The 26,671-nt window shown below is 67.0% G+C and carries 27 protein-coding genes; 6 read left to right on the top strand and 21 right to left on the bottom strand.

Translation table 11 applies throughout. The features are described 5' to 3' along the window. Nucleotides 1-196: 196 nt before the first annotated feature. On the top strand, nt 197-1,270 hold the full coding sequence (locus tag AAE021_RS03185) for an ADP-ribosylglycohydrolase family protein (protein ID WP_342025292.1): 1,074 nt from the start codon (nt 197-199) through the stop codon (nt 1,268-1,270). A gap of 54 nt (nt 1,271-1,324) precedes the next feature. Here AAE021_RS03185 and AAE021_RS03180 read toward each other — a convergent pair whose 3' ends face one another. The 8 genes from AAE021_RS03180 to clpS form a co-directional block, all read right to left on the bottom strand. After that, complete coding sequence (locus AAE021_RS03180) at nt 1,325-2,335, bottom strand: exonuclease domain-containing protein (protein WP_342024217.1); 1,011 nt, start codon at nt 2,333-2,335, stop codon at nt 1,325-1,327. A gap of 62 nt (nt 2,336-2,397) precedes the next feature. Next, nucleotides 2,398-3,105 carry a DedA family protein gene (locus AAE021_RS03175; protein WP_342024216.1) on the bottom strand — a complete coding sequence of 236 codons (708 nt, stop codon included), beginning with the start codon at nt 3,103-3,105 and terminating at the stop codon, nt 2,398-2,400. A 142-nt stretch (nt 3,106-3,247) separates the two neighbouring features. Beyond that, entirely contained in the window at nt 3,248-3,877 is a 630-nt protein-coding gene (gene rdgB, locus AAE021_RS03170; protein WP_342024215.1) for an RdgB/HAM1 family non-canonical purine NTP pyrophosphatase, read from the bottom strand. After that, on the bottom strand, nt 3,874-4,659 hold the full coding sequence (gene rph, locus AAE021_RS03165; protein ID WP_341393674.1) for a ribonuclease PH: 786 nt from the start codon (nt 4,657-4,659) through the stop codon (nt 3,874-3,876). The genes rdgB and rph overlap by 4 nt, the downstream gene beginning before the upstream one ends. A gap of 27 nt (nt 4,660-4,686) precedes the next feature. Further along, nucleotides 4,687-5,538 carry an MBL fold metallo-hydrolase gene (locus AAE021_RS03160; RefSeq protein ID WP_342024214.1) on the bottom strand — a complete coding sequence of 284 codons (852 nt, stop codon included), beginning with the start codon at nt 5,536-5,538 and terminating at the stop codon, nt 4,687-4,689. Further along, nucleotides 5,535-6,599, bottom strand: a complete 1,065-nt coding sequence (murI, locus tag AAE021_RS03155; RefSeq protein WP_342024213.1) for a glutamate racemase — start codon at nt 6,597-6,599, stop codon at nt 5,535-5,537. The genes AAE021_RS03160 and murI overlap by 4 nt, the downstream gene beginning before the upstream one ends. A gap of 59 nt (nt 6,600-6,658) precedes the next feature. Then, nucleotides 6,659-7,216, bottom strand: a complete 558-nt coding sequence (locus AAE021_RS03150; RefSeq protein ID WP_342024212.1) for a DUF2017 domain-containing protein — start codon at nt 7,214-7,216, stop codon at nt 6,659-6,661. Nucleotides 7,217-7,330: 114 nt separating this feature from the next. Then, nucleotides 7,331-7,639, bottom strand: a complete 309-nt coding sequence (clpS, locus tag AAE021_RS03145) for an ATP-dependent Clp protease adapter ClpS (protein ID WP_342024211.1) — start codon at nt 7,637-7,639, stop codon at nt 7,331-7,333. Nucleotides 7,640-7,719: 80 nt separating this feature from the next. Here clpS and AAE021_RS03140 point away from each other — a divergent pair, with 80 nt between their 5' ends. After that, on the top strand, nt 7,720-9,051 hold the full coding sequence (locus tag AAE021_RS03140; RefSeq protein ID WP_425362440.1) for a nicotinate phosphoribosyltransferase: 1,332 nt from the start codon (nt 7,720-7,722) through the stop codon (nt 9,049-9,051). Nucleotides 9,052-9,053: 2 nt separating this feature from the next. Beyond that, nucleotides 9,054-9,677, top strand: a complete 624-nt coding sequence (locus AAE021_RS03135; RefSeq protein WP_342024209.1) for a nicotinamidase — start codon at nt 9,054-9,056, stop codon at nt 9,675-9,677. Between the two features lie 138 nt (nt 9,678-9,815). Here AAE021_RS03135 and AAE021_RS03130 read toward each other — a convergent pair whose 3' ends face one another. From AAE021_RS03130 to AAE021_RS03095, 8 genes are all read right to left on the bottom strand, one after another. Then, complete coding sequence (locus AAE021_RS03130; protein WP_342024208.1) at nt 9,816-11,600, bottom strand: DEAD/DEAH box helicase; 1,785 nt, start codon at nt 11,598-11,600, stop codon at nt 9,816-9,818. Beyond that, nucleotides 11,597-13,018: an MFS transporter gene (locus AAE021_RS03125; protein ID WP_342024207.1), complete on the bottom strand. Its 1,422-nt coding sequence runs from the start codon at nt 13,016-13,018 to the stop codon at nt 11,597-11,599. Before AAE021_RS03125 ends, AAE021_RS03130 begins: the two co-directional genes overlap by 4 nt. Before the next feature lie 13 nt (nt 13,019-13,031). Continuing rightward, complete coding sequence (locus AAE021_RS03120) at nt 13,032-13,334, bottom strand: DUF3039 domain-containing protein (protein ID WP_376934657.1); 303 nt, start codon at nt 13,332-13,334, stop codon at nt 13,032-13,034. Nucleotides 13,335-13,391: 57 nt separating this feature from the next. Beyond that, nucleotides 13,392-14,966: a transporter gene (locus AAE021_RS03115; protein WP_342024206.1), complete on the bottom strand. Its 1,575-nt coding sequence runs from the start codon at nt 14,964-14,966 to the stop codon at nt 13,392-13,394. Beyond that, nucleotides 14,948-15,742 (bottom strand): ABC transporter ATP-binding protein, encoded by a 795-nt coding sequence (locus AAE021_RS03110; RefSeq protein WP_342024205.1) that lies wholly within the window; start codon nt 15,740-15,742, stop codon nt 14,948-14,950. Before AAE021_RS03110 ends, AAE021_RS03115 begins: the two co-directional genes overlap by 19 nt. 122 nt (nt 15,743-15,864) lie before the next feature. After that, entirely contained in the window at nt 15,865-16,971 is a 1,107-nt protein-coding gene (locus AAE021_RS03105) for an NADH:flavin oxidoreductase/NADH oxidase (protein WP_342024204.1), read from the bottom strand. A gap of 10 nt (nt 16,972-16,981) precedes the next feature. Beyond that, nucleotides 16,982-17,941 (bottom strand): tetratricopeptide repeat protein, encoded by a 960-nt coding sequence (locus AAE021_RS03100; RefSeq protein ID WP_342024203.1) that lies wholly within the window; start codon nt 17,939-17,941, stop codon nt 16,982-16,984. A 64-nt stretch (nt 17,942-18,005) separates the two neighbouring features. Continuing rightward, complete coding sequence (locus tag AAE021_RS03095) at nt 18,006-19,799, bottom strand: hypothetical protein (RefSeq protein ID WP_342024202.1); 1,794 nt, start codon at nt 19,797-19,799, stop codon at nt 18,006-18,008. A 236-nt stretch (nt 19,800-20,035) separates the two neighbouring features. On the opposite strand from AAE021_RS03095, the gene AAE021_RS03090 reads away from it, so the two are divergent. Continuing rightward, complete coding sequence (locus AAE021_RS03090; RefSeq protein ID WP_342024201.1) at nt 20,036-21,355, top strand: AI-2E family transporter; 1,320 nt, start codon at nt 20,036-20,038, stop codon at nt 21,353-21,355. Here the strand turns inward: AAE021_RS03090 and AAE021_RS03085 are convergent. Further along, nucleotides 21,352-21,720 carry a hypothetical protein gene (locus tag AAE021_RS03085; protein ID WP_342024200.1) on the bottom strand — a complete coding sequence of 123 codons (369 nt, stop codon included), beginning with the start codon at nt 21,718-21,720 and terminating at the stop codon, nt 21,352-21,354. The genes AAE021_RS03090 and AAE021_RS03085 overlap by 4 nt on opposite strands. 40 nt (nt 21,721-21,760) lie before the next feature. On the opposite strand from AAE021_RS03085, the gene nucS reads away from it, so the two are divergent. Then, on the top strand, nt 21,761-22,456 hold the full coding sequence (gene nucS / locus AAE021_RS03080; RefSeq protein ID WP_152219221.1) for an endonuclease NucS: 696 nt from the start codon (nt 21,761-21,763) through the stop codon (nt 22,454-22,456). 348 nt (nt 22,457-22,804) lie between these two features. Then, nucleotides 22,805-23,008, top strand: coding sequence for a cold-shock protein (locus AAE021_RS03075; protein WP_104101230.1), 204 nt, complete (start codon nt 22,805-22,807; stop codon nt 23,006-23,008). Between the two features lie 120 nt (nt 23,009-23,128). Here AAE021_RS03075 and murA read toward each other — a convergent pair whose 3' ends face one another. The 4 genes from murA to atpD form a co-directional block, all read right to left on the bottom strand. Continuing rightward, nucleotides 23,129-24,394 carry a UDP-N-acetylglucosamine 1-carboxyvinyltransferase gene (gene murA / locus AAE021_RS03070; RefSeq protein WP_342024199.1) on the bottom strand — a complete coding sequence of 422 codons (1,266 nt, stop codon included), beginning with the start codon at nt 24,392-24,394 and terminating at the stop codon, nt 23,129-23,131. Between the two features lie 70 nt (nt 24,395-24,464). Further along, nucleotides 24,465-24,893: a DUF2550 domain-containing protein gene (locus tag AAE021_RS03065; protein ID WP_342024198.1), complete on the bottom strand. Its 429-nt coding sequence runs from the start codon at nt 24,891-24,893 to the stop codon at nt 24,465-24,467. 9 nt (nt 24,894-24,902) lie between these two features. Further along, nucleotides 24,903-25,196, bottom strand: coding sequence for a F0F1 ATP synthase subunit epsilon (locus AAE021_RS03060; protein ID WP_104052449.1), 294 nt, complete (start codon nt 25,194-25,196; stop codon nt 24,903-24,905). A 5-nt stretch (nt 25,197-25,201) separates the two neighbouring features. Next, on the bottom strand, nt 25,202-26,665 hold the full coding sequence (gene atpD, locus AAE021_RS03055; RefSeq protein WP_342024197.1) for a F0F1 ATP synthase subunit beta: 1,464 nt from the start codon (nt 26,663-26,665) through the stop codon (nt 25,202-25,204). Between the last annotated feature and the right edge of the window lie 6 nt (nt 26,666-26,671).

Raw genomic sequence — 26,671 nt, 5'->3', positions numbered from 1 at the left:
GTGTTGTGGCACATCGGGCTTCCATGGCGGTAAGCCCTCCGCGGGCCCGAAGCAGTTGCTCACGCGCCGGGCAAACTCACCCAGCTTGCCATCTCCTGCTGGGAGGATACTGAAGACCCGCCCGGCGTGCGAGGCTGGATATGCTGGACCGGTGAGCTCTAACCCCGAAAACCAGCCCCGGACCGATTCTTCTGCCATGACAGGCGGCGGGTCCTCCTTTCATCTTCCCCTGCAGGGACAAGCAGGAAAAGTGTTCGGCGCCCTGCTGGGCGGTGCCCTGGGAGATGCACTGGGGTACGCCGTCGAGTTTTCCGGGATGGCCGAGATCCGCGCCGCCTATGGCCCGGACGGGCTGCGCGACTTCGCGGCCCTCGCCGCGCCCGTCCCCTTTTCCGATGACACGCAGATGACCCTCTACACGCTCGACGGGCTGCTCGAGGCCCTTGAGTGGGCCAACCAGGGCGTGGGCGCCGATGAAACGGCGTGCATTTGGCTGGCGTATCTGCGCTGGCTGAAGACCCAGGGCGTGGCGCTGGACCCCGCCGCCCCGGCACCGCCGCTGCGGTGGATCGACGCGCAGGAAGTGCTGCATCACCGCCGGGCTCCCGGCAACGCCTGCCTGTCCGGGTTGTCCGGGCCGGACATGGGAACCACGTTCCGCCCCGTGAACCCCGATTCGAAGGGCTGCGGAACGGTAATGCGCTCCGCCCCCTTCGGCCTGCTGCCCTATGTCGAGCCGGAAATGGTGTACGGCCTCAGCCGCGACGCCGCCGCACTGACGCACGGGCACCCCTCAGCCCTGCACAGCGCCGCAGTGTTCAGCGTCCTGATCCATGACCTGCTGGACCCGGAAGCCTCGCTGCAGGACGCCGCCGAAGCGGCTGTGGTCCGGGCCCGTGAAAGCGGCGTTGCCGAGCTTGCCGCACGCCTGGCCGACGCCGTCGCGCTGGCCGCCAAAGGTCCCGTCCGGCCGGCGGAACTCACGGCGGCCCTGGGCGAAGGCTGGGTGGCCGAAGAAGCCCTCGCCATCGGCGTCTACGCCGCCCTGGCGACGTCGGGCGAGGGGACGCCGGAAGATCATTTCCGGGCCGCGGTGGCGTTGGCGGTTAATCATGACGGCGACAGCGACTCCACCGGCTCCATCACCGGCAATATCGTGGGCACCCTTCACGGCGCCGCGGCATTGCCCGCCGCTTGGCTGGACGCGTTGGAAGGCCGGGAAGTCATCGGGGAACTGGCGCGGCAGTTCGCAGCCGCGACCGGCGCATAACCGCCCTGACCGGCGCTCCGCCTGCGGTCCCCTCACCGCACCTTACTTCGCCTGTTACTGCACCCCGGCCTGCCACGTTCCGCCGAGCATCTGCAGGAACTCCCCCTCCGAGAGAACTTCGATGCGCTGGCCCCTGCCGTGCAGGTCCAGCACCCGGCGGGCCTTGCCGGTCAGGACGCCGTTGCGCAGGTCTCCGGATTCGAAGCCGTCGCCCATGACAAGCATGGTGGTGGCGCGGGTGACGCTGGAGGCCGGGCGGGCCCCGAGGTCAGCGGCAAAGTTCTTGGCGTGCTGCCGGGACATTGCGAGGTTTCCGCTGAACACCACGGTGTGGCCGAAGAGTGGATGGCTGGAATCGGCCAGCGGGTTGGGCGGCGGGTTTTCGCCCTCGGAGGGCCAGCCGGTCCATCCGGTTGCTGCTGCCTTGGCTTCCGATCCGGTGCCCCGCTCCAGCGCTGCGCGGGTCGCCTTGGAGAGGGGGTCGACGCCGGGAATGTACGCTTCGAGCCGGGACGGCACCATCCCCTGAAGGGCGAAAAACCCGGCCATATCCGCGGCGCCGCTGCGCCGGACAATGTCGAGCATGATCCCGGCGCAGGCGCGGGCATCCTCGACGGCGTCGTGGTGGTTCTGCAGCGGTACCCCTGCCGCCTCGGCGGCAAAGGGCAGGGAGTGCGAGAGCAGGCTGTAGGTGCGGCGGGAGTGCACCACGGAGCAGGTGTAGTCATAGGCCGGTCCGGGCAGACCGGACACTTCCAGCGCCGAGCGGATCACGCCCATGTCAAAGGCGGCGTTGTGGGCCACCAGCAGATCCGCGCCAATAAATGCGCCGATCTCGGGGAACAGGTCACCAAAGCGGGGAGCTCCCGCAACCATGTCCGCTTCAATGCCGTGGATGCGGATGTTGCGCCGGTCAAAGAAATCGTGTCCCTCCGGCGGGCGCATCAGCCAGGATGCTTCCTCGGCGACGGCGCCGTCCCGGACCTTCACCAGTCCCACCGAGCAGGGCGAACCGCGGAATCCGTTGGCCGTTTCAAAGTCGATGGCCGTGAATTCAATTCCCACGCGGTGTTCGGTTCCTTAAACGATGATGCAGGCTGCAGACGGGTCAAACAGAGATGCGGGAGCTACTCGCCCTCGGCCGGCTCCACCGGCTCAACCGGGCCCGCGGCCTTTTTCCGCCGGTGCGAGCGGACCTTGCTGACGATGTACCAGACGGCGGCAACTACCACCGCGGCAATGACGATCTTTTGGAAGACCCCGGCGTATTCCTCGACGATGTGCCAGCTCTCACCGAGGTAATAGCCCGCGAAAACGAAAATGGAGTTCCAGATCAGGCTTCCCGCCGTCGTCAGTGCCAGGAACTTCCAGATGGGCATCCGCTCGATGCCGGCGGGAATGGAAATGAGGCTGCGGAAAATGGGGATCATCCGGCCAAAAAAGACTGCCTTGTAGCCGTGGCGGTCAAACCAGGCCTCCACCTTGTCCACGTCTTCGATGTCGACCAGGGGAACCCGGGACACGAGGGCACGCATCCGGTCCCGCCCCAGCCACGCGCCAATGCCGTAGAGCACCCACGCACCCAGCACCGAGCCCAGGGTGGTCCAGATGAGCGCCGCGGGGAGAGAGAAGTTTCCCTGGCTGGCGGCGAACCCGGCCAGCGGCAGGATTACCTCGCTGGGCAGCGGCGGAAAGAGGTTTTCGAGGGCAATGGCCAGGCCTGCACCGGGGGCTCCGATGGCCTCCATAATGTTGACGGCCCACTCCGCGATCCCTCCCAGCGCCGATCCGTCGGTACTGGCGGTGGCAACTGAGGCAAGAATCTGTGTAGTCATATTGCCCCCAATTCTGCCCTAAGAACGGTCCCGGGCGGAAACCCGACACTGCCGGCAGCGGCAAAAGCGGCGGGTGGCCGGCCGTTTTCCGGCCGGCCACCCGCCGCTTCTCCAGTGGTTTTTTCGCGGCCGAAGGAAACGGTTAGGCCAGGGCGTCCACGATGGCCGGAAGCAGGGCGCGGAACGCCTGTCCGCGGTGGCTGATGGCGTTTTTCTCCTCCGGCGCCAGCTCAGCGGTGCTGCGGTCCAGACCGTCCGGCCGGAGCACGGGGTCATAACCGAAGCCGCCCTCTCCGCGGCGTTCTGTGAGAAGCGTCCCACGCAGCTCGGCGCGTTCCACCACTGCTTTGCCGCCGGGCAGCGCCAGTGTCGCAGCGCACACAAAGGCGGCGCCCCGGTGCGCTGCCGGAATGTCAGCGAGCTGGGCCAGCAGCAGGTCAAGGTTCGCGGCGTCGTCCCCGTGCCGGCCGGCCCAGCGCGCGGAGAAGATGCCCGGGGCTCCGCCCAGGACGTCCACGGCCAGGCCGGAGTCGTCTGCGATGGCGGCAAGGCCGGTTGCGTCGGCCACGGCGCGGGCCTTGAGGAGGGAGTTCTCTTCGAACGTCACTCCGGTTTCGGGCACGTCAGGCACGCCGGCGGCCGCCGCGTCGATCACCTGGGTATCGACGTCGAGCCCCTCGATGCGTCCGCGCAGCAGTTCGCGCAGTTCCCGCAGCTTGCCCTGGTTGCGGGTGGCCAGGACCAGCCGGGCTCCCGCGGGGATCTGGGTCACGCGCTTTCACCCAGCGTGCGGCGCTGGATTTCAGCCAGCTCGGAGGTGCCGAGCAGTGCCAGGTCCAGCAGGGCGTTGAGCTCGTCCCGGTCAAAGGGAGCGCCCTCGGCGGTGCCCTGGACCTCCACGAACTTCCCGGAGCCGGTGACCACCACGTTCATGTCGGTTTCGGCGCGGACGTCCTCCACATACGGCAGGTCCAGCATGGGAACGCCGTCAATAATGCCAACGCTGATTGCAGCCACCGTGTCCAGCAGGGGCTGGGCGTTGCGGGCAATGAGCTTGTTGTCCTTGGCCCAGGCCAGGGCGTCCGCCAGCGCCACGTAGGCGCCGGTGATGGCGGCGGTGCGGGTGCCCCCGTCCGCCTGCAGCACGTCGCAGTCCAGGACGATGGTGTTTTCGCCCAGGGCCTTGGTGTCGATGATGGAGCGCAGCGAGCGGCCGATCAGCCGGGAGATCTCGTGCGTGCGCCCACCGAGCTTGCCCTTGACCGATTCGCGGTCGTTGCGGGTGTTGGTGGCGCGGGGCAGCATCGCGTATTCGGCGGTGACCCAGCCCTTGCCTTCGCCCTTGAGCCAGCGCGGGACGCCGGGGGTGAGCGATGCGGTGCACAGCACGCGCGTATTGCCGAACTCGATCAGCGCGGATCCTTCGGCCTGCTTGGACCATCCGCGGGTGATGGTGATGCTGCGCAGCTGGTCGGGCGTGCGGCCGTCGGAGCGCACGACGGCGGAACCGGCGGCAGGCGTTGAGGAAGAGGGGCTGTTTGCAGCGGTAGTCATGCGCCCAGTCTATCGGCCGGGCTCCCGTTAGCCGGCGGGCTGGATCCGGGAGTCCACAGCCAGCGGAGCCGTGAACGGACTGCCAACCTCATAGGAAACGCCGGCCACGGCCACCGCCAGGTCACCGGCATACGTTTCCCGGGCTTCCGCCACTGAGGCGTTGGCATCGTTCCACACCGGCAGGTGGGTCAGGAGCAGCCGGCGGGCGTTGACGGCGGAGGCGGCGGCGCCGGCCCGCTTCCCGGTCAGGTGCACACCGTCAATCGCGTCGTCGCGGCCCTCGTGGAAGGCTGCTTCGCAAAGGAAGACATCGCTGTCGCGGGCGGCCTCCTCCAATCCGCTGCAGGAGTCGGTGTCTCCGGAATAGGCCAGGGTGTGCAGCGCCGTGCTGCCGTCCGGGCCGGCGCACTTCGCCTCGACCCGCAGCGCGTAGGCCTCGTCCGCTGGATGCCGCACCGGGTAGGGCGTGACGGTGAACGGTCCGATGCTGACCGGCTGGCGGCTGTTCCAGCTCATGAACTCAAAGTCCTCGTGCATCCCCGGATCCGTGGGCAGACCGTACGCGGTGGCCATCCGGTCCGCGGTGTCCTTCGGTCCCCAGACCTTGATCCGGTCACGGTTCCATCCGGCCGGGTCCCAGTGCACCGCCACGTGCAGCCCGCACAGATCCATGCAGTGGTCCGGATGAAGGTGCGTCAGGAGGACGGCGTCGATGTCGCGCAGGTCCATGTAGCGCTGCAGCGCGCCCAGTGAGCCGTTGCCCAGGTCCAGCAGGATGCGCCAGTCACGGACGCCGTCGTTGGCGGTGACGAGGTAACAGGAGGCGGGCGACGCCGGGCCGGGGAAGGATCCGCTGCAGCCCACGATGGTCAGTTTCATTCGGTGCCGTTCCGAAGGGCGCCGGGCGGCCTTCCGTTCTCGTCATGGATGGGGCTGGGTCCGGTGCGGGTGAAGCGGTCCGCCGCAGCCATGGCCGGGGTGATCCGGGCCAGGCTTCCGGTGGGATAGTGGGCTGCCACGTTGTCCACGTGCTCAACGCTCAGGACCTCGGGTCCGAGGAAACGCCGGGCCAGCAGTTCAAAGGACGCGGAGTCCCCCGTGGCCAGGAACCGGTAGTCCGGTGCGGTGGCCGCGGTGCGCTGCAGATCATGGGAGATCAGCGCACGGTACACGTCCTTGGCTGTTTCCTCGGCGCTGGACACCAGCGTTACGCCGTCGCCCATCACATAGGAGATCACGCCGGTCAGCAGTGGATAGTGGGTGCATCCGAGCACCACGGTGTCCACGTCCTGGGCTTTCAGCGGTGCCAGGTATTCCTCGGCAGTGGCCAGCAGATCCGGCCCGGCGGTGACCCCGGCTTCGACGTAATCCACAAAGGCGGGGCAGGCCACGGATGCGATCTGCAGGTGCGGCGCCGCGGCGAAGGTGTCATTGTAGGCACGCGAGCCCACGGTGGCCTCCGTGCCGATCACGCCGACCCGCCCGGACCGGGTGGCCGCAACGGCGCGGCGGACAGCCGGCTGGATGACCTCGATGACCGGGATGCCGTAGCGGCGGGTGTAGCGTTCCCGGGCGTCGCGGAGCACGGCGGCCGACGCCGTGTTGCAGGCGATGACCAAGAGCTTGACGCCGGAATCCACCAGTTCATCCATGACGCCCAGGGCGTTGGCCCGCACTTCGGCGATGGGGAGCGGACCGTAGGGTCCCCGGGCGGTGTCGCCCACGTAAAGAATGGACTCATTGGGCAGCTGGTCAATCACTGCCCGCGCAACCGTCAGGCCGCCAACCCCGGAGTCGAAGATGCCGATGGGCGCGTCCGCGTTGTTTCCGTGCGGCAGTCCGCTGTGCTGCGGCGCGATGGTGCGTTCAGGCGCCTGCTTGCGCGGTGCGTCCTGCAGCGGCTCCGTCATCAGCGAGGAACTTTCCGGGTCAGAGCTCATAATGTATCGAGAATAGTCCCCCGGTTCCCCGCTGCGAACTCATCGGGGCGTGCGCTTGGTCACAGCAGGGAGCGGTTCATGGCCTGCATCAGGGTCTCCTGCAGCCAGGTGACAAAGTTGTACACCAGGGCCAGGTAGCCGTCCACGTCCTGCGCCTGGGAAGGGTCAGTGATGCCGTGCAGCCGCTCGGCGTCCTCGTCGGTTTCCAGCCCCACCCGGTCGGCAAGGACAAGCCGGACATCGTTGAGGGCGCGGGCAAAATACTGGGCCTGCTCGGCATTGAGCAGCAGCGGTTTGGACTCCAGCAACAGGGCCGCGGCACGCAGTGCGCCGGTCTTGCTTTCCCGCAGCGAGCGCTCGGTGAGGCGGCGGAATTCCAGGGCTTCGGCGTCGTCCCCCTGCACTCCGTTGGGCAGCAGGCGGTGCAGCGCGGAGTCGGACGGGACACTGGCGGTGGTGTCCAAACCCACCATGGCAGCGAGCGGATCGGCGTCCGCCGGGGTATCCGGTTCCAGCATGCCCAGCACGTCATTAAAGAGGCTGCGCAGCAGCTCCCGCTCCCCCGCGTCCAATGATGCAGTGATTCCCTTGCGGGTGGTTTTGAATCCGCTTGCCACGTGTTGTCCTATCCGCCGGCAGATGCCGGGCTGTCCTGCTGCTGTTGCCGCTGGTGCGGGGTGCCCCTGGTGCAGGGGGGGGTGCCGCTGGCGAGAGGCTGCCCGCGGTACGGGTCAGGGCTCGTCGGTTTTTTGGAACGTGGCCCACAGTCCAAAGGAGTGCATGGCCACGGTGTCCCGCTCGGCGGATTCACGGGATCCGGTTGCCACCACGGATTTCCCCTGTTCATGGACTTCCATCATCAGCCGGTTCGCTTTGGCCTCGGAGTAACCGAAGTAGCTGCGGAACACATAGCTGACGTAGCTCATGAGATTGACCGGGTCATTCCAGACAATCACCACCCAGGGCACGTCACTGCTGACCAGCGACTCCGTGTCAGCGCGCTCGAGGGTGTCGGTTCCGGGCGCAGTGCTCAAAGTCATGACTCCAATTGTAGGGTGGGCCCGGTAGCCGAACCGCCGGAGTCAGCCTTCTACTCAATAAGCGAACGGGGGATAGAGTTTTGACTGTGAACAGCACCAACGCTTGGCGCCAGCCCAATGCCGCCCTGTATACAGACCATTATGAGCTGACCATGCTGCAGGCTGCCCTGCACTCGGGCACCGCTTCCCGCCGCTCCGTCTTTGAGGTTTTCGGCCGCCGGCTGCCGGACGGACGCCGGTACGGGGTGGTGGCCGGCACCGGCCGGATCCTCGAAGCCCTGGCCGCTTTCCGGTTCGACGACGACCAGCTTGCGTTCCTCGAGAACACCTCGGTGGTGGACGCGCCCACGCTGAAGTGGCTCGCTGACTTCCGGTTCTCCGGAAACATCTTCGGTTACGCGGAAGGCGAGGCCTATTTCCCCCATTCGCCGATCCTGACCGTGGAATCCAGCTTCGCCGAGGCCTGCATCCTGGAGACGCTCCTGCTGTCGGTCCTGAACCATGACAGCGCCATCGCCTCCGCGGCGTCCCGGATGGTCACCGCCGCCGGCGGGCGGCCCTGCGTGGAAATGGGTTCGCGCCGCACGCACGAGGAATCGGCGGTGGCAGCGGCCCGCGCGGCGATGATCGCCGGCTTCGACTCGACCTCGAACCTGGAGGCCGGGCGCCGCTACGGCCTGAAGACCGTGGGCACCGCCGCCCATTCCTTCACCCTCCTGCATGACAGCGAGACTGACGCCTTCGAAGCGCAGATCGGTTCCCTCGGAGCCGGCACTTCCCTGCTGGTGGACACGTACGACGTCGAGCAGGGCGTCCGCAACGCCGTCGCCGCCGCGGGCCGGGAGCTGGGCGGGGTCCGGCTGGATTCCGGGGACCTCGTGGCCCAGGCCAAGTGGGTGCGCGGACTGCTGGACGAGCTGGGCAACACGGACACCCGGATCATGGTGACCTCGGATCTGGACGAATACGCCATTGCGGCTCTGGCCTCCGCCCCGGTGGACGCGTACGGTGTGGGGACATCCCTGGTGACCGGATCCGGCGCACCGACGGCCGGCCTGGTGTACAAACTGGTCAGCCGCGAAGACGACAACCACGAGTTTGTTTCGGTGGCCAAGGCCGCCAAGAACAAGGCTTCCCGCGGCGGGCGCAAGTACGCGCTGCGCCGGCTGGATGAGCGCGGCACGGCCACCGCCGAAGTTATCGGCATCGGCCACCGCCCGCTCGACGACGGCAACGACCGCCCGCTGCTGGAGCAGTTTGTGGCCGACGGCGAAATCCTTCCCGGCTGGACCGGAGCCGCTGCCGTGGACCGGGCCGCCAAGAGGCACACCGATTCCCTGGCGGAACTGCCGACTTCGGTTAACCGCCTGCAGCGCGGAGAACCGGCCATACCCACCGAATACGAGGAGTGAGAATGACGCGCGCCCTTATTGTTGTCGATGTCCAGAACGACTTCTGCGAAGGAGGATCCCTCGCTGTTCCCGGCGGCACCGACACAGCGTCGGAAATCACCGACTACATCGAATCGACCCTGGGACGTTACGACGTCGTGGCCGCTACGCAGGACTGGCACATTGAGCCCGGGTCCCACTTCTCCGAAACCCCGGACTACAAGGACTCCTGGCCGGTGCACTGCGTGGCCGGAAGCACCGGCGCCAGCCTGCACCCGGACCTGGACACCGAACACATCGATGCCTTCTTCCGCAAGGGACAGTATGAAGCGGCGTACTCCGGCTTCGAAGGCGTGCTCGCCCCGGAAGACGAGGTTCCCACCGGTGACCTGGACGCCGCGGCTGTGCCGCCGGACCCGGCCGAGACCGTCAGTCTGGACGACTGGCTGCGCGAGAACGACGTCGAGGAAGTGGTGATCGTGGGCCTGGCCGCCGACTACTGTGTCCGTGCCACAGCCCTGGACGCCATTGCCGCCGGCTATGACACGTTTGTCATCCCGGACCTGTGCCGCGGCATCGACCGCGCCGGAACCAGGGCCGCGCTGGCCGAGCTGGAAGACGCCGGCGTGGAGCTGCTGGACCTGTAGGGCACCTTTTCCCTCCTGCCCGCCCCCCCTGGCCCACATCGAAATGGCGGAAACTGCAGTTCCCAGCGCTGGGAAGTGCAGTTTCCGCCATTTCGCGTGAAGGGTGGGCGGTGAAGGGCCGAAGCCGGGAGAGACCTGCTATTTGCGGCCGATAAACCAGTCCTGCAGCTTCTTCAGCCGCTTGTTCAACTGTTCCTCATTGGCCTGCGCCACCGGCGGTCCCCCGCAGATCCGGCGCAGCTCGCTGTGCACCACGCCGTGCGGCATGCCGGAGCGCGCCGACCAGGCTGAGACGTTCTTCGCCAGCTCGCCGCGCAGCTCGGTCAGCCTGCGGTGGTCCATGACGGACGGCTCCGGCTCCGGGGCGGCCGCCGGTGCCTTCCGGCCGCGGCGGGACAGCTGGTCATGCTGGCGCTGGCGCAGCAGCACACCCATCTGGTCAGCGTCCAGCAGCCCGGGAATACCCAGGAAATCCTGTTCCTCCTCGCTGCCCAGCGCGCCGCCGGTGCCAAACTCGCCGCCGTCAAACAGCACCCGGTCAAAGGACGCCTGGGACTCCAGGGCCTCGAACTTCTGCTTGGTCAGCGAATCGGAGGCTTTTTCCTCCCGGTTGGCAGCCTCCATGAGGCTGTCCTCCAGACCGAAACCCTCCTCTTCGAGGTGGTTGTCCGGCCGGTCCAGGGCGTGGTCGCGTTCCATTTCCAACTGGTTGGCCAGGGCCATCAGGTTCGGCACCGAGGGCAGGAAGACCGACGCCGTCTCCCCGCGCTTGCGGGCACGCACGAACCGGCCCACTGCCTGGGCAAAAAACAGCGGGGTTGCGGTGGACGTGGCATAGACCCCCACCGCCAGGCGCGGTACGTCCACGCCTTCGGACACCATGCGCACGGCAACCATCCACCGCTGGTCCCCCGCGGAGAACTCGTCAATCTTGTCCGAGGCCTTCGCGTCATCGGAGAGAATCACCGTTGGGGACTGCCCGGTGATCTTTTTCAGCGTGCCGGCGTAGGCGCGGGCGTCGTCGTGGTCCGTGGCAATAACCAGCCCGCCGGCGTCGGGCACGGCGCGCCGGACCTCGGACAGCCGGCGGTCGGCGGCGGCCAGCACGGCCGGAATCCATTCGCCGGTGGGATTCAGCGCCGTCCGCCATGCCTGGGCCGTGATGTCCTTGGTGACCGCGGCCTCGCCGAGGGACGCCGCCATTTCGTCTCCGGCGCTGGTGCGCCAGCGCATCTGCCCGGAGTAGGCCATGAACATGACCGGGCGGACCACGTGGTCCCGCAGCGCCTCGCCGTAGCCGTAGGTGTAGTCGGCCTTGGAGCGGCGGATACCGTCCCTGTCCGCCTCGTACTCCACGAACGGAATGGCTGCGGTGTCCGAGCGGAACGGCGTACCGGTCAGCGACAGCCGCTTGACCGCCGGTTCGAAGGCTTCCCGGATGCCGTCACCCCAGGACAGGGCGTCGCCGCCGTGGTGGATCTCATCGAGGATAACCAGGGTGCGGGCCGCTTCCGTCTTGGCCCGGTGCAGCATGGGCTTGGAGGCCACCTGCGCGTAGGTGACGGCCACGCCAATGAAGCCGTCGCCGTGCCGGCCGTCGGCGTTCTTGAAATTGGGGTCCAGGGCCAGGCCAACCTTGGCGGCGGCGTCGGCCCACTGGCGCTTGAGGTGGTCTGTGGGGGCCACGACGGTAATCCGCTTGACGATCCCGCGGTCCACCAGTTCGGTGGCCACCCGCAGGGCGAAGGTGGTTTTGCCGGCGCCGGGGGTGGCGACGGCAAGGAAGTCATCCGCGTCATTGGCGAAGAACTTTTCGAGGGCTTCAGCCTGCCACTGGCGCAGCTTGGGGGCGGTGCCCCATGCGGCTCGTTCCGGATAGGCGGGCGGCAGGGCCGGTCCGCCGAAGAGGGTGTCGGGGCTCACGCTGTGAACGGCACCTTTCCTGTGTTCGGGGTAACTATTGCACTGCGGGCACCGGAGACGATCCCCAGGCACGCAAAGACGGCCAGGACAAGCCACATGACGCTGAAGACGCCGGTCTGTCCGGAAGCGGCGGGGTTCTGCAGCAGGGCGAAGAGAATCCCTGCCACGGTGGTTCCCGCAACGGCTCCGACCTGGTCGGAAATTTGGAGGGACGCGGAATTGCGTCCCCGGTCCGCGGAAGTGGACAGTGCCAGCACCATCACTGAGGTGCTGGAGAGGGCCAGGCCCATGGCTGCTCCCGCGAAGGTCCACACCGCCACGATGACCCAAAAGGGGACCGACGGCGAGGCTAGCAGCCCAATTCCTCCCACTGCCGCGGCCAGCATGGACGCGCCAATCACCAGGAGACGGTGGCGGCGCCCGCCGGCACGTGCCTGCAGGAAGGAACCCACAGCCCAGCCTACCGCTCCTGCGGTCAGTGCCAGTCCGGCAGTGGCCGGGTCCACACCGTGCGTGGCAAGGACCATGAGCGGCAGGAAAGCTTCAGCGGCCACAAATCCGGCGCTGAGCAGTCCCCGCGTGGCGATGACGCTTGGCAGTCCGCGGGCCAAACGGAGCGTCCCCGGAGGCAGCAGCCGTCCCAGCGCAACTCCGGCCGTCAGGGCAGCCACGGCGGCAGCGGTCCAGAGCGGCACCGGCGCCGACGGCGCATCGGCGGCTTCATTCCCCGCCCACTGGGCGACGAAGACGGCGGCGGCCAGCACGCTGCCCCATACCGCCCGCCGCCGACCCAGGGCTTTGTCGAGGGCGGGGTTGTCCGGCGGACCAAGGGAACTAACCCGCGGCCACACCGTAAGCCCGGCAACCAGCACGATGGGAATCACAGCGGCGAAGACCCACCGCCAGCTCACGTATTGAGCCAGCAGCCCGGCAGCGAGGGGTCCCACCATGGACGGCAGGATCCAGGCGGCGGCGAGCCAGCCAAAAAGCACGGGCTGGAGCGCAGAGGGGTAGATCTCACCGATAATCACGTACACCGCCACGATCATGGCCCCGCCGCCAAGCCCGGACACCGCCCGGCCCGCCGTGACAATCCAAAACTCGCCGGCCAGGGCGGAAAGCACCAGGCCCGCGGTCATCAGGGCCATGCCGGCGGCAAGCGACGGCAGCGGCCCCTGGACGTCACACCGGCTGCCGGCCACGACGGTGCCCAGCAGCGAGGCGGTGAGGAACATCGAGAACGCCAGTCCGTAACCGGCACCCGCGGACAGCTCCTCCGCCACCACCGGCATCGCCGTCGTTACTGCCATGGCTTCAAAGGCCGAGCAGGTAATGATCGCCAGGATGCCCAGCGTAAGGGCACGGTACTCCGGGGACAGCGGGCCGGCGGAACGCGGCTTTGCGGATGAACCGCTCATGGACGCGCGGAAATTACTTCCCGCCGTCCTTCGGTGCGCTTAAGCCGTCGTAAATCTCCTTGCAGGTGGGGCAGACAGGGAACTTCTTCGGGTCCCGTCCCGGGGTCCACACCTTGCCGCACAGGGCGATGACCGGCTCGCCGGACAGCGCCGACTCCATGATCTTTTCCTTGCGGACGTAATGGGCAAACCGCTCGCTGTCGCCGGGTTCTGTGTACTCGCGCTGCTCTTCGCGCTCGATGACGGCGGTGGAACCGCCGCCGTCGTCCAAACGGCGGGCAGGGTCATTTTCGAAAGGATCGGGAGGCAGACTCATGGTTTCCATCTTAGTACCCGGGGGTTCCCGGGACCGGTCGACTGACCGGCCCGCACGTCATTTGTGCACCGACACGGCAGCCAGCAATTCCGGAGCCCGGCGGTCCAGCCACCGTCCGCCGATCCGGATCCCGGCCGCCAGCAGCCCGGCTCCCAGCACCACGCCGACAATCAGGGTCAGCCAGTCCCAGAGCGGGTTGTCATTCAGCAGCGCCACAAGCGCCAGGGCCAGCACGGGAAGCACAATCACTATCTGCGCCAGCATGCCCAGCCCCTGCACCAGCATGGTCCGTCCGCCGGAACCGGGCGGAGTCTTGAACGCGTTCTCCCCCGGCAGCGGAACGTTGTAGGTGTACCGTGCCGATACGACGGCGGAGAGACCGAACCCACCCAGCAGGATGGCCAGGGACACCCCGAGAATGACCGGGATCAGGTCCTCCTCCCCCAGCACCAGGCATGGCACCACCGCGGCCAGGACCGTCACCGGGAGCGCAAAAACGCCGCAGGCGATCACGCGTCCGGCCCGGTCGGCAGCACCGGAAACACCGGTGCTGATGTGCAGGGCAAAGGCCGTGTTGTCATACGAGACATCAGCGGAGATGCCAAAGGCGAGCAGGAAGCCCAGCAGCGGTCCCGCGAACAGCAGCACCGTTGGGCCGCTGCCGTCCTGGGTCCCGAGGAACACCATGAGGACCAGCAGCAGCGGGATGATCAGCAGGGACGCGCCATAGCGCGGGTCCCGGATCCAGTAAGTCAGCGACCGGGCAGCCACTGCACCGGTGGGCGTTGCGGGGAAGAGGGCAAAGAACCCCAGCTTCCCGCCCTTGCGCCGCGGGCCGGCGTTGTGCGGCGGAGTGACCAGCGCCCGCACCAGCAGCACTTTCCACGCCCAGACCAGCACGGCCAGGAAGACGACGGCGATGGCCAGTTTGGCGGCGGCCGCTCCCGGCTGGTCCAGGGCCACGTCGCCGGGCACCGCCCACGCCGCGCCCAGCGGAGTCCAGGACAGTGTGCGGGCCAGTGAGGGAAGGTAGTCCTGCGCACTGCTGATGCCCGAACTGATGCCGGCGATAATCGGACCCAGCAGCATCAGGGGGATGATCGCCACCAGGCCGGAGATGTCCTTGAACCGGCGCGAAGAGGACAGCGAGGTGCTTGCGGCGACCATGACCCGGGCTGCGATGAAGCAGGTGAACACCGCGATGAGCGCGGACACCACGCCGGCGGCCAGCGCCGCCGGGTTCCGCCACCAGACAGCGGCCGAACCCAGTGCCGCCAGCAGCGTCATCAGACCGGGGATGCCAATGAGTCCGCCCAGTGCCAGGCCGGCCAGGAGCTTGGGCAGGGGGACGGCGAAGGTGACGAAGCGCGCCGGGTCCAGGGTCAGGTCCACGCCTGTGGCCAGAATGGGTATCAGCGCCCATCCCAGCACGGCCGCAGCGCCGGCGAGGACGGTGACGGTCCGGGCCAGCTCCGGGTCATCGATGCTCAGGAAGAACAGTCCCACAAACAGCAGGCCGAGCATGCCCAGGCCGTAGAGCGCACCAAAGGCAAGCCCCACAATCTGCCAGGGGCTGCGGCGCAGGGAGTTGCGCAGCAGGAGAAGCTTGAGCCTTAGGAGGTCCGCAACCATGGCAGGCCCTCCGAGTGGGTGCGTCCGCCCACCAGCTGGACAAAACGCTCTTCCAGGGTTTCTCCGCCGCGGACCTCGTCCACGGTGCCGGCGGCGAGGAGGTTGCCGCCGGAGACCACGGCAACGTGGTCACACATGCGCTGGACCAGGTCCATGACGTGGCTTGAAACGATCACCGTGCCGCCGGATGCCACGTAGCCCGAGAGGATGTCGCGGATGTTTGCGGCGGAAACGGGGTCCACGGCCTCAAAGGGCTCGTCCAGCACCAGCAGCCGGGGCGCGTGGATCAGGGCCGAGGCGAGGGCGATTTTTTTGGTCATGCCGGCGGAGTAGTCCACCACAAGGGTGCCGGCATCATTGGTCAGGTCCATGGCCTCGAGAAGATCCTTCACGCGCCCGGTGACTGTCTCGCGGTCCATGCCGCGCAGCAGGCCGGAATAGGTGACCAGCTGCTCGCCGGTGAGCCGGTCGAAGAGCCGGACCCCGTCCGGCAGCACGCCCATGAGCCGCTTGGCCTTGAGCGGTTCGGCCCAAACATCGGTCCCGTGCACCCACACCTGTCCGTGCTCGGGGCGCAGCAGGCCGGTGGCCATGGACAGCAGGGTGGTCTTACCCGCTCCGTTGGGCCCGACCAGCCCGTAGAAGGAACCGGCGGGGACGTCCAGGCTGATCCCGTTGACGGCAATCTTCTCGCCGAAGCGCTTGCCGAGGCCGCGGACGGCCAGCGCGGGAGCAGCCGGAACGGCCGGAGTTTCAGGAAACGCGGAGTCGGTCATGTCAGCACCACTTTCGTCATGCTCCAAAAGTACCCTTCAGCGCCCCGGGGCGTGATCAGCCGCAAGGACCAGAATCCCCTGCCGCCACACCGCGGCTGGGCGCGGAAAACCCGCCTCGGGAACTAGGCCGGCCGCGCCCGTTCATACTGCGGTGCCCACGGGAGTTTGGCGTCAAGCTCTTCGGCCGCATGCATCCACCAGTGCGGATCCCGCAGCGCGGCCCGGGCAATCAGAACGGCATCGGCGCGCCCGGTGCGGAGGACCTCCTCCGCCTCGGCGGCCGTGCTGATCAGGCCGACGGCGGCAGTGGGAACACCGGTTTGCGTCCGGATGTGTTCGGCGAACCCCGTTTGGTATCCCGGGGCCACGGGGATGCGCGCATCGGGCACGGCTCCGCCGGTGGATACGTCCACCAGGTCCACGCCGCGGGCGTACGCCGCTGCGGCAAGCCGCGCAGAGGTGTGCTCATCGAGGCCGCCATCCATCCAGTCAGTGGCGGAGATGCGCAGGAGCAGGGGCATGGAGTCCGGAATGACCGCCCGCACGGCGTCGACAACTTCGAGCGTCAGACGGTTGCGGGCCTCCTCGGAGCCGCCCCATCCGTCGGTGCGGGTGTTCACCAGCGGGGTCAGGAACTGGTGCAGGAGGTAACCGTGCGCCGCGTGGATTTCGATCGTGTCAAAACCGGCGTCGACGGACCGCTGGGCAGCCTGCGCAAAATCGGAAATGACCTGGCGGATGCCTGCTTCGTCCAGCGCCCGGGGTGCGGCGTAGCGGCCGAAGGCATCGTTCGTGGGGCCGACAGTGGGCCATCCGCCGTCGGACGGCGCAACGCTGCCGCGGCCCTCCGCAAAAGGAGCATAGGTGGACGCCTTGCGGCCGGCATGGGCCAGCTGCACGCCAATCTTGGCCCCGGCGGTCCCGTAACGGTGGACGAAGTCAGTGATGCGGCGCCAGGCTTCGGTGTGCTCCGGCGTATAGATCCCGGTGTCCTGCGGACTGATCCGTCCCTCGGGGCTGACGGCCGTTGCTTCGGTGATGATCAGTGCCGCTCCCCCGGCGGCGAAGGATCCCAGGTGCATCAGGTGCCAGTCATGGGGAACACCCGGCGCGGCGTCGGCGTCGGCGGAGTACTGGCACATGGCCGCAACCCAGCCGCGGTGGGAAAGCTCCAGGCCCCGCAGCGACAGGGGATCAAAGAGGCCGGGAAAAGACGGAGTCGGACTCATGCCGGGCCGCCTAGAAAAGTGCCCGGGCGAGGGCCGAGCGTGCCTTGGTGACCCGCGGATCGGTGGTGCCCACCACCTCGAACAGGTCAAGCAGGCGCAGCCGTGCCTTCTCCCGGTCATCACCAAAGACACGGGCTATCAGCCGAACCACACGGGTGAACGCGTCCTCGACGTGCCCGCCGGAAATGTCCAGGTCAGCGACGGCCAGCTGGGCGTCGACGTCGTCGGGGTTCTGCGCCGCTTCCGTGCGCAGCTTCTCCGCATCGGCGTCCTTCAGCCGGGCCATCAGCTCCACCTGGGCGAGCCCGGCTTTGGCTTCCGCGTCCGCGGGCTGCTCGGCCAGCGCCTTGCGGTAGGCGGCGGCAGCGCCGTCGTAGTCCCCGGCCACAATGGCGTCATAGGCTTCCTGGTGCAGCGGCGGAAGCGGCGCCTCCTCCGCGGACTCCCCTGCGCCGCCTTCATTCAAGGTTCCGGAAACGCCGTTGGCAGCGGCCACCTGCAGCAGTTCTGCCACCAGGGCACGGATCTGCTCCTCCGGAACCGCCCGGTCAAAGAGCGGCACCGGCTGGCCCTTCAGGACCGCGGCCACCGTGGGGACCGCCACGGCCTGGAATGCCTGGGCGATCTGCGGAAACGCCTCGGCATCCACCCGCCCCAGCAGCAGCTTGCCGTCATGCTCGGTGACAATGCTCTTCAGCACTGAGCTCACCTGGACGGACTCCGGGCTGCGCGCCGAGTACATGTCGATGATGACCGGGACCTGCTCGGACAGCTGAACCAGCTGGGGGAAGGTCTGCTCCGTCACCTCAACGATGTAGGGGCTGGCTGCGGGCTGGCCGGCCTGCCCCGGCGCCTGGGCTGCCGCGGCGGGAGGCGCCGTGGCCCTGGCCTTCAGGCCGGAGAGGTCGACGGCGCCGCGCAGGTTCATTGCGGAGGGGGCCGGTGCGGGACGGTGGTTCGGAGTGCTCATGGCTTCACCTTATTACGCAGTCTCGGGTCACCGGCAACCCGGTTTCCCCTGATGGAGGGCAGGGCTATTTCAGGGTGGCTGACAGCAGTTCCTGGACGGCGCCGATGACCTGGATCTGGTCGGCGCTGCCGGCCGGCGGAACGTACAGCATGACGCCTTCGCCGTACTTGACCTCAATACCGGCTTCGGTGCTCACCTCGCCGGTCAGCGTCTGGTAGACGGTGCCCTCCAGGTTGATGGAATCGCCGGCTTCCTTGGGAACACTGGTGTAGCTGCTGTCCATGTAGCCGAACACAATGGCGCCGCCGTCGGCAGTGCGCAGGGCGTTCGTGTCGGCGGGGACCGGGGCGTGGTTAAAGGTGATGTTGGCGAACTCGTTGTCCGGGCTCGACGTCACGTCCGACTGGAACTTCGTCACCGCTTCGGCAAAGGTGTTCGCCGAGAAGGTGTCCTTGTTCTCGCCGTCCGGGTTGGTCAGCGCATCAGCCAGCGCTTCCACCGCGGCCTGCGGGGAAGTCGTCAGGCCGTCCGCGGAATCCGCGGGGGCGGGATTCACGCCGTCTCCGGCGGCCGGACGGGCCGGGAAGGTGGTGCCGGGCAGCATCCGGATGGAGGACATCAGCTTGTAGTTCTCGCGTGCTGTCTTCTGCACCAGCAGCAGGGCCTGGGGAACCTCGTTCTCCGGGCCCTGGGTTACCGCAACCACGCTGCGCGGGAATTCAGTTCCACCCATGATCAGGTCCGTCTTGAGCGGCTCCGCGGACACCGGCTCCGGTGCGGCATACGTGGGCACCTTGGCAGCGGTGGCGTAGGAGGCCTTGCGCAGTGTTGCCGCGGCACCGCCTGCGCGTTCAGTCAGCAGCGCCGCGTCCTTGGCGGCATCCGCCGTCTGGACCGTGGCGGCCACGTCGGCAAGAATCCGTTCCAGCTGCGAGTCCAGCACGACGGGCGGCGTGGCTTCATTCGCGCCGGCCGTGGGAGCGGCGGTCATCGGCAGTGCGGCCAGGGCCGGTCCCGTGCCCAGTGCCAGGGCGGTGACGAGCGCCGTGCCGAAGGCGGCGGCGGGTCCCCGGCGGCGCAGGGCCGGAATGATGCCGAAAGCTGAAGTTCCCGGAGTGGATGTTCCGGAACTGCCGGGCTTTTGACCGGCGGCCGGTGCGGTGTCAGCCGCGGGCAGCGTGGTGGTGCCGGCGGCGGCAGGCGCAGCCTCGGCGGTGCCGCGGGCGGGACCCCCGGTGGACGTTCCCCCGCCTCCGGAGCGCCGTCCGGTGTTGCCGCGCCCGGCCACGAAGGCCAGCGCGAGGCCGAGAACGGCAACCAGCGCGCCTCCGACGATCAGCGGCACGGCAAACGGCGTGGACTCGTCATTGGCGTAGGTGACCGAAACATCGGCCGGGGCGGGAGCAGTTCCGTCAGTGGCCAGCAGGATCTCCCACTCCCCCGCGCCGGGGGCTTCCCAGGTGGAGGTTGTTTCGCCGTCGACTTCCTGCTCGGAGACCCACAGGTCGGATCCGGCGGGATTCGGGACGGTGGGTGTGCCCTCGGTGACCTCGGTGGCCACGTTATCGCCGTCCGCGGCGACCCGCAGCACGGTGGCGTCCCCCACCCAGGCGTCCACGTCGTCAGCGCGGCCCACGGCCATCAGGAACGGCCCGTCCCCGGAAACCGTGAGTTCCACGCCGTCGGGGTGAGCGGTCAGGACATCCGTACCGATGACCGTCAGCGGTGCCTGCTGATCGGCGGCCGGCGCTTCGGCGGTGACGGTCCCGGGCGGAGCCCAGAAGGTGCGCTGCCCGATGCCGACGAGCATCAGGAGCACTCCGATCACGATCAGCGGAACTGCAATTTTGTTTCGCACAAGCTACCTATCTTCAGTCTCGGTACATCGCTCACCTGTAGGCAGGCAAAAACGGGACGTGGAGCCTCTTAGCTAAGGGCCGGTCAATGGGTTTATAACCCAATGGTAACGAAATCCCCCGAACCGGCACATTCCGGCACCCCTGCGGGAGCAGGACAAGCCTCCCGGCACACCGCGGCTGATAATCTGGCGCTTCCTATCCCGGGCGTTCGCTACATACAGGAGACATGCAAAAAATGGGCGAGAACCAGGACCAGCCGGCCGACGAGCCACGTGAGGCTCCTCAGCCGGCGAAGGAACCGTCGCCGCCCCAGGGCACGCCGACTCAGGGCACGCCGCGACAGGGATTCCTTGCGGCCGCGTCCGGGCTGCTCCGGCAGGCAGTTCCGCACGGCGTACCCGGGGCCCGGCCGCGGCGCCGGTTCGAGTTCCCTCCGGAGGTCAGCACCGCCGGCGCGTCCGCCGTCGACATCCCTCCCGCCGGAGAACAGCCCGACAACACCCCGGACAGCTCCACCCGCGGCACGGGCGCCCCCATCCATTTCGGTTTCATGTTTGCCGTGGGCGTGGGCTTTGCGCTGCTGGGGTTCTTCATCCTGACCAACGTCGGCGAACTCCTGGTGTGGATCGGCGCTGCGCTGTTCATTGCCCTGGGCCTGGACCCCGTGGTGCGCTGGCTCGGTGCCAGGCGCATTCCGCGGCCGGCGGGGATAGCCATCACCGTGCTCGGGCTGGCAGGCGTCGTGATCGGGTTTTTTGCCACCCTGATTCCCACGATCGTCCGCCAGACGTCGGAGATCATCACCAAGGCGCCCGGCTACGTCAACACGTTCCTGGAATCCGATTTCTTCGTCAGCATCGAGGAACAGTTCCACGTGCGGGAGCGGATCGAAGAGGAAGTCAACAAATTCTTCACCAACGCCGACGCCCTGGGCGGCGTCTTCGGCGGTGTGCTGTCCGTGGGCACGGTGATTGCCAACGGCCTCTTCGGCGCGCTGATCATCCTGGTCCTGACGCTGTACTTCCTTGCTTCCCTGCCCTCCATGAAGATGTGGGCCTACCGGTTGGCTCCGCGGAGCCGGCGCCGGCGGGTAGAGGCCCTGTCCGAGGAAATCACCAGCAGCGTCGGCAACTACGTCATCGGGCAGGGGCTGGTGGCCCTGCTGGACGCCACCTACGCCTTTGTGGTCATGACCATCACGGGCGTGCCGTTCTCCGTGCTGCTGGCCTTCGTGGTGGCGCTGCTGGCCTTCATTCCGCTGGTGGGCCCGCCGATTGCCCTCATCCTCGTATCACTGGTGGCGCTGACCGTCAGCTGGCAGACGGCTGTGGTCTTTGCCCTGTTCTACGTTGCCTACCTGCAGTTCGAGGCGTACTTCGTGTCCCCGCGCATCATGCAGCGGGCCGTTGCCGTGCCGGGAGCCGTGGCCGTCATCGCCGTTATCGCCGGCGGCAGCCTCCTGGGCGTGCTTGGTGCGCTGATAGCGATTCCGACCGCCGCCGCAGTGCTGCTGCTGCTCAAGGAAGTGTTTATTTCCCGCCAGGACCAGCGTTAGCGGCGCCCCAGGCGGCCGCCGCCGGTCCTGCGGGTGCGCCAGCACCGTTCGTGCCAGTGCCGGCGGTCCGCAACGGCGGTGTCCCGTCCCAGCAGGGAATCCTCCTGCCACACCACCAGGTGCGGCACGCCCGGAGGGATCACCATTCCGCACCCCGGGCATTTATAGTCTTTGGCCGCGTTGCGGGCAGTGATCTGCCGCACCGACCATTCGCCGTCGGACGCGCTTTCCCGCTGCGGAATACCGGCCCGGGTCCGCTCCAGATCCAGCTCGGCCGCGGGGGTTGCCCACTTGCTGCGGGCACTGCGGCCCAGGTTGGCGTTGGCTGCGCCGGGCGGGCGGCGGGGACGGTTGGAACGGGGCATATAAGTCATTTTGCCGCAGCGGAGCCGGTAAAGTGCAACTGTGCGTTTAGTAATTGCCCGCTGCTCTGTTGACTACATCGGCCGCCTCCGTGCCCATCTTCCGCTAGCCGTCCGTCTGCTGATGGTCAAAGCCGACGGCTCCGTCCTGATCCATTCCGACGGCGGCTCCTACAAACCCCTGAACTGGATGAGCCCTCCGGCCACCCTGCGCATCACCGAACCGGAGGACGACGACGCCGAAACCGGCGTCATCGAAACCTGGAACGTCCAAAGCGCCAAGACCGATGACAAGCTCGTGATCAGCATCTACGAGCGGTTCTCGGAAACGTCCCATGACCTGGGCGTGGACCCGGGGCTGATCAAGGACGGGGTCGAGGCTGATTTGCAGCGCCTCCTGGCCGAACAGATCACCAAGCTCGGCGACGGCTTCACGCTGATCCGCCGTGAGTACATGACAGCCATTGGTCCGGTGGACATCCTGGCCAGGGATGCGTCCGGCGCCACCGTTGCCGTTGAACTCAAGCGCCGCGGGGACATCGACGGCGTGGAACAGCTGACCCGGTACCTCGAGCTGCTCAACCGCGATCCGCTGCTGGCTCCGGTCCGGGGCGTTTTCGCGGCGCAGCAGATCAAGCCGCAGGCCCGCGTGCTCGCCAATGACCGCGGCATTGATTGCCTCACCCTTGATTACGACGCCATGCGCGGCGTTGACGATTCAGCATCCCGGCTGTTCTAGGTCCTGTTCCGACCCCGGGGATTTAGCCGGGCTAAGTGCCGCCGGAAGTCCCGGACGGTTATTGGTTTCGTTTCCGTTATGGGACTTCCCGGACCGCACCGAGAGGCGGTTCAGCGGCACCGCAAATACTTGGAAAGTTTTTCATCAAATTCGTTGACCAGCCATTGGGCGTGTGTAATCCTATAACCAGTCTTTGTGTAGGTGTTATTCATGCTCGCAAGACCGTTGCGAGCGTGAAGCTCCTCAAGGAACTGCTGAATGGCAAGGAACTTGAGCCTTCCCGTTTCAGTAACAATAGGCCGCCGCGGGGTGTGGCGGCCGGAAGTTCCACTTATGAGGAGAAACAAAATGGCACAGGGTACCGTCAAATGGTTTAACGCTGAAAAGGGCTTCGGCTTCATCACTCCCGACGATTCCGACGGCGACGTCTTTGTTCACTACTCTGAAATTCAGACCGGTGGATTCAAGACCCTCGACGAGAACCAGCGTGTTGAGTTCGAAATCGGCCAGGGCGCCAAGGGCCCCCAGGCAACCGGCGTCACCGCGCTCTAAGCTTCACCGCACCCACTCTTGGTCCGGAATTTCCCGGACAATGAGGAAGTCCCCGGCAGTATCGCCGGGGACTTCCTCTTTTAACGGGCCTGCCGGCATCCCGCGGGACCCCGGCGCGCATCAGCTCCGCCGGCGGATCACCCGCGCACCCAGCCCGCGAAGATTTTCCATAAAGCGCTCATAGCCGCGGTCAATATGGTCCACGCCGCGCACCTCGGTGGTGCCGTCGGCGGCAAGCCCGGCAATAACGAGGGCTGCTCCGGCGCGGATGTCGTTGGCCTCCACCGGGGCACCGGACAGCCGGGGCACTCCCTGGATCAGGGCGTGATGCCCGTCCAGCCGGATCCCCGCGCCCAACCGCGCCAGTTCGGACGTGAACCCCCACCGGGCTTCGAAGACGTTCTCGGTCACCATGCCCGATCCGGTGGATACCGCGTTCAGGGCAACCACGAAGGGCTGCAGATCGGTGGGGAACCCGGGATAGGGAAGGGTGGAGACGTTGATCGGCTCGGGCCGCTCGGGGCCCTTGACGGTGAAGCTGTTCTCCCCCACGGTCACCGTGCAGCCTGCCTGGGTGAGTTTGTCCAGCACCACGGCCAGAGCCGAGGCGTCGGCGTCGCGCACCTCGATGCAGCCGCCGGTGATCGCTGCGGCAAATGCCCAGGTGCCGGCAACAATGCGGTCCGGGACCACCCGGTGGACCACGGGCTGCAGCGCCTCCACGCCCTCGATGACGAGGGTGTTGGTGCCGATCCCGGAGATCCTGGCACCCATTTCGTTGAGCATCTCGGCTATGTCGGTGATTTCCGGTTCGCGCGCGGCGTTATCGATAACGGTGGTTCCGGCCGCCAGCGTGGCCGCCATCATCAGGTTCTCGGTGGCGCCGACGGAGGGAAAGTCCAGCAGGTGGCGTGCTCCGACCAGGCCGTCCGGCACTGAGGCAACAAGATAACCGTGATCGATGGTGATGGTGGTTCCCATCAGTTCCAGGCCTGCACGGTGCATGTCCAGGCCGCGGGAACCGATGGCGTCGCCGCCGGGCAGCGCCACTTCCGCCTGGCGGCAGCGGGCCACCAGCGGGCCGAGGACGGAGATGGAGGCGCGCATGGCGCGCACAAGGTCATAGTCAGCCTGGTGCCCCGGCAAATCCGGAACGTCAACGGAGACGGAGGCCGCCTCGACGTCGTAATCCACGTCGCAGCCAAGCCGGCGCAGCAGCTCGGCCATGATCCAGACATCCTGGATGTTGGGAACGTTGGTGATGGTGGAGCGTCCCCGGGCCAGCAGCGTGGCGGCCATCAGTTTGAGGACACTGTTTTTAGCTCCGGGTACGCTGACCGCTCCGTTGAGCGTGGACGGGCCGGTAACAACTATGACGTCTTCCATCCCTCAATACTAGGTTGGATGACACGAGGGTGGATGACGGATGGCCGGCGGACGGGCGGCCGGGGCGGCGTCAGCGCCAGGTGCCGATGCCGATAACGGGGCCGGCTTCGAGCCAGGACGAGAGACCGGTGTAGACGTCGTAGTTCATGGCCATCAGGACATCGCGGTTTTCATACTTGAGCGTCACAATAATGGCGCCGGGCTGGACGCGGGCGCGCTCAGCTTCGGTGGGCTGGCGCCAGCTGCCAATTTCCAGGGAGCTGCGCAGGAACCGGTGGGGCGGGCGGGGGCTGAGCGATATGAGGCGCAGCCACTCCAAATGGGTATCCGTATAACGACAAACCCCCATCTGCCACCCGCCGGGCGGGAGGCAAATGGAGGCGTCGAAAGTACCGAGGGTGCGCCGCAGCTGGCTGCGGCGCACCCCGAACAGGACTACTGCCAGCAGCAGCAGGCACAGCAGCCCTGCCAGCGCAATGAACACATAGGAGCTGCTCATTGGGAAGGGTCAGCGAGTCCCAGCGTTGGCTGCGTCGTTCATCTGAGCATTGTCAGCGACAATCACCACGCGGTTGCTGTCAACGGAGAAGAATCCGCCGTCAACGTTCACCGTGAAGCGGGCGCCGGAGACCGGCTCGATGGCCATTTCGCCTTCAGCCAGGATGGCCAGCAGCGGGGTGTGGCCGGGAAGAATCCCGACGTCACCCTCGGACGTGCGCGCCTTGACCATCTTTGCCGCGCCGGACCACACGAAGTGGTCCGCTGCGACAATCTCAACTTCGAGTTCAGCAGTGTTCGCCATGGGGCTTACTTCCCGGTCTGCTCTTGGATCTTCGCCCAGTTGGCCATGACATCGTCCATGCTGCCGACGTTGAAGAAGGCCTGCTCGGCAATGTGGTCCACGTCGCCGTCGCAGATGGCCTTGAAGCCCTCAATGGTTTCCTTGATGGTAACCGTGGAGCCCTCGACGCCGGTGAACTGCTTGGCGGTGTAGGTGTTCTGGGACAGGAACTGCTGGATGCGGCGCGCACGTGCCACGACGATCTTGTCCTCTTCGCCGAGCTCGTCAATGCCGAGGATGGCGATGATGTCCTGCAGTTCCTTGTTCTTCTGGAGGATCTGCTTGACGCGGACAGCCGTGTCGTAGTGCTCCTGGCCCACGTACTGCGGGTCAAGGATGCGCGACGTGGAGGTCAGCGGGTCAACGGCCGGGTACAGGCCGCGGGATGCGATTTCACGGGAAAGTTCCGTGGTGGCGTCCAAGTGCGCGAACGTGGTGGCCGGGGCCGGGTCGGTGTAGTCATCAGCAGGCACGTAAATGGCCTGCATGGACGTGATCGAGTGACCCTTGGTGGACGTGATGCGCTCCTGCAGGAGACCCATCTCGTCAGCCAGGTTCGGCTGGTAACCCACGGCGGACGGCATGCGGCCCAGAAGCGTTGAAACTTCGGAACCTGCCTGCGTGAAGCGGAAGATGTTGTCGATGAAGAGCAGCACGTCCTGGTTCTGCACATCGCGGAAGTACTCCGCCATGGTCAGGCCGGACAGGGCCACGCGAAGACGCGTTCCCGGCGGCTCATCCATCTGGCCGAACACTAGGGCGGTGTCCTTCAGGACGCCTGCCTCTTCCATTTCTACCCAGAGGTCGTTGCCCTCACGGGTACGCTCGCCAACACCGGCGAAGACCGAGGTACCACCGAAGTTGCGGGCAACACGGGTGATCATTTCCTGGATCAGGACGGTCTTGCCGACACCGGCGCCGCCGAACAGGCCAATCTTTCCACCCTTGATGTACGGGGTGAGAAGGTCGATGACCTTGATGCCGGTTTCCAGCATCTCGGTGGAACCTTCGAGGTCCGCAAAGTTCGGAGCCTTGCGGTGGATGGGCCAGCGCTCGGTGATTTCGAGCTCATCCTCGGTAACATCCAGGGGCTTGCCCAGGACGTTGAAGATGTGGCCCTTGACGCCGTCGCCAACGGGGACGGAGATCGGTGCGCCGGTGTCCTTGACGGCTGCGCCGCGGACCAGGCCGTCGGTGGCCTGCATGGAGATGGCGCGCACGAGGTTGTCGCCGAGGTGCTGGGACGTTTCGAACGTAATGGTGCGGGTCTCACCGTTGAGCGTCAGCTCGGTGGTCAGCGCGTTGTAGATGGTGGGGATTGCGTCAGCCGGGAATTCGACGTCGACAACCGGGCCGATGACACGGGCGATACGGCCGGTGGCACCCGAGGCTACGGAATCAGATCCGTGCTCGACAGTTTGGGCAGTCATCTCTCT

This window comes from Arthrobacter citreus (assembly GCF_038405225.1).
GTDB classification, from domain to species: domain Bacteria; phylum Actinomycetota; class Actinomycetes; order Actinomycetales; family Micrococcaceae; genus Arthrobacter_B; species Arthrobacter_B citreus_A.
Note: the sequence above shows the minus strand (reverse complement) of the source record. Positions and strands in the feature narration are given on the sequence as shown.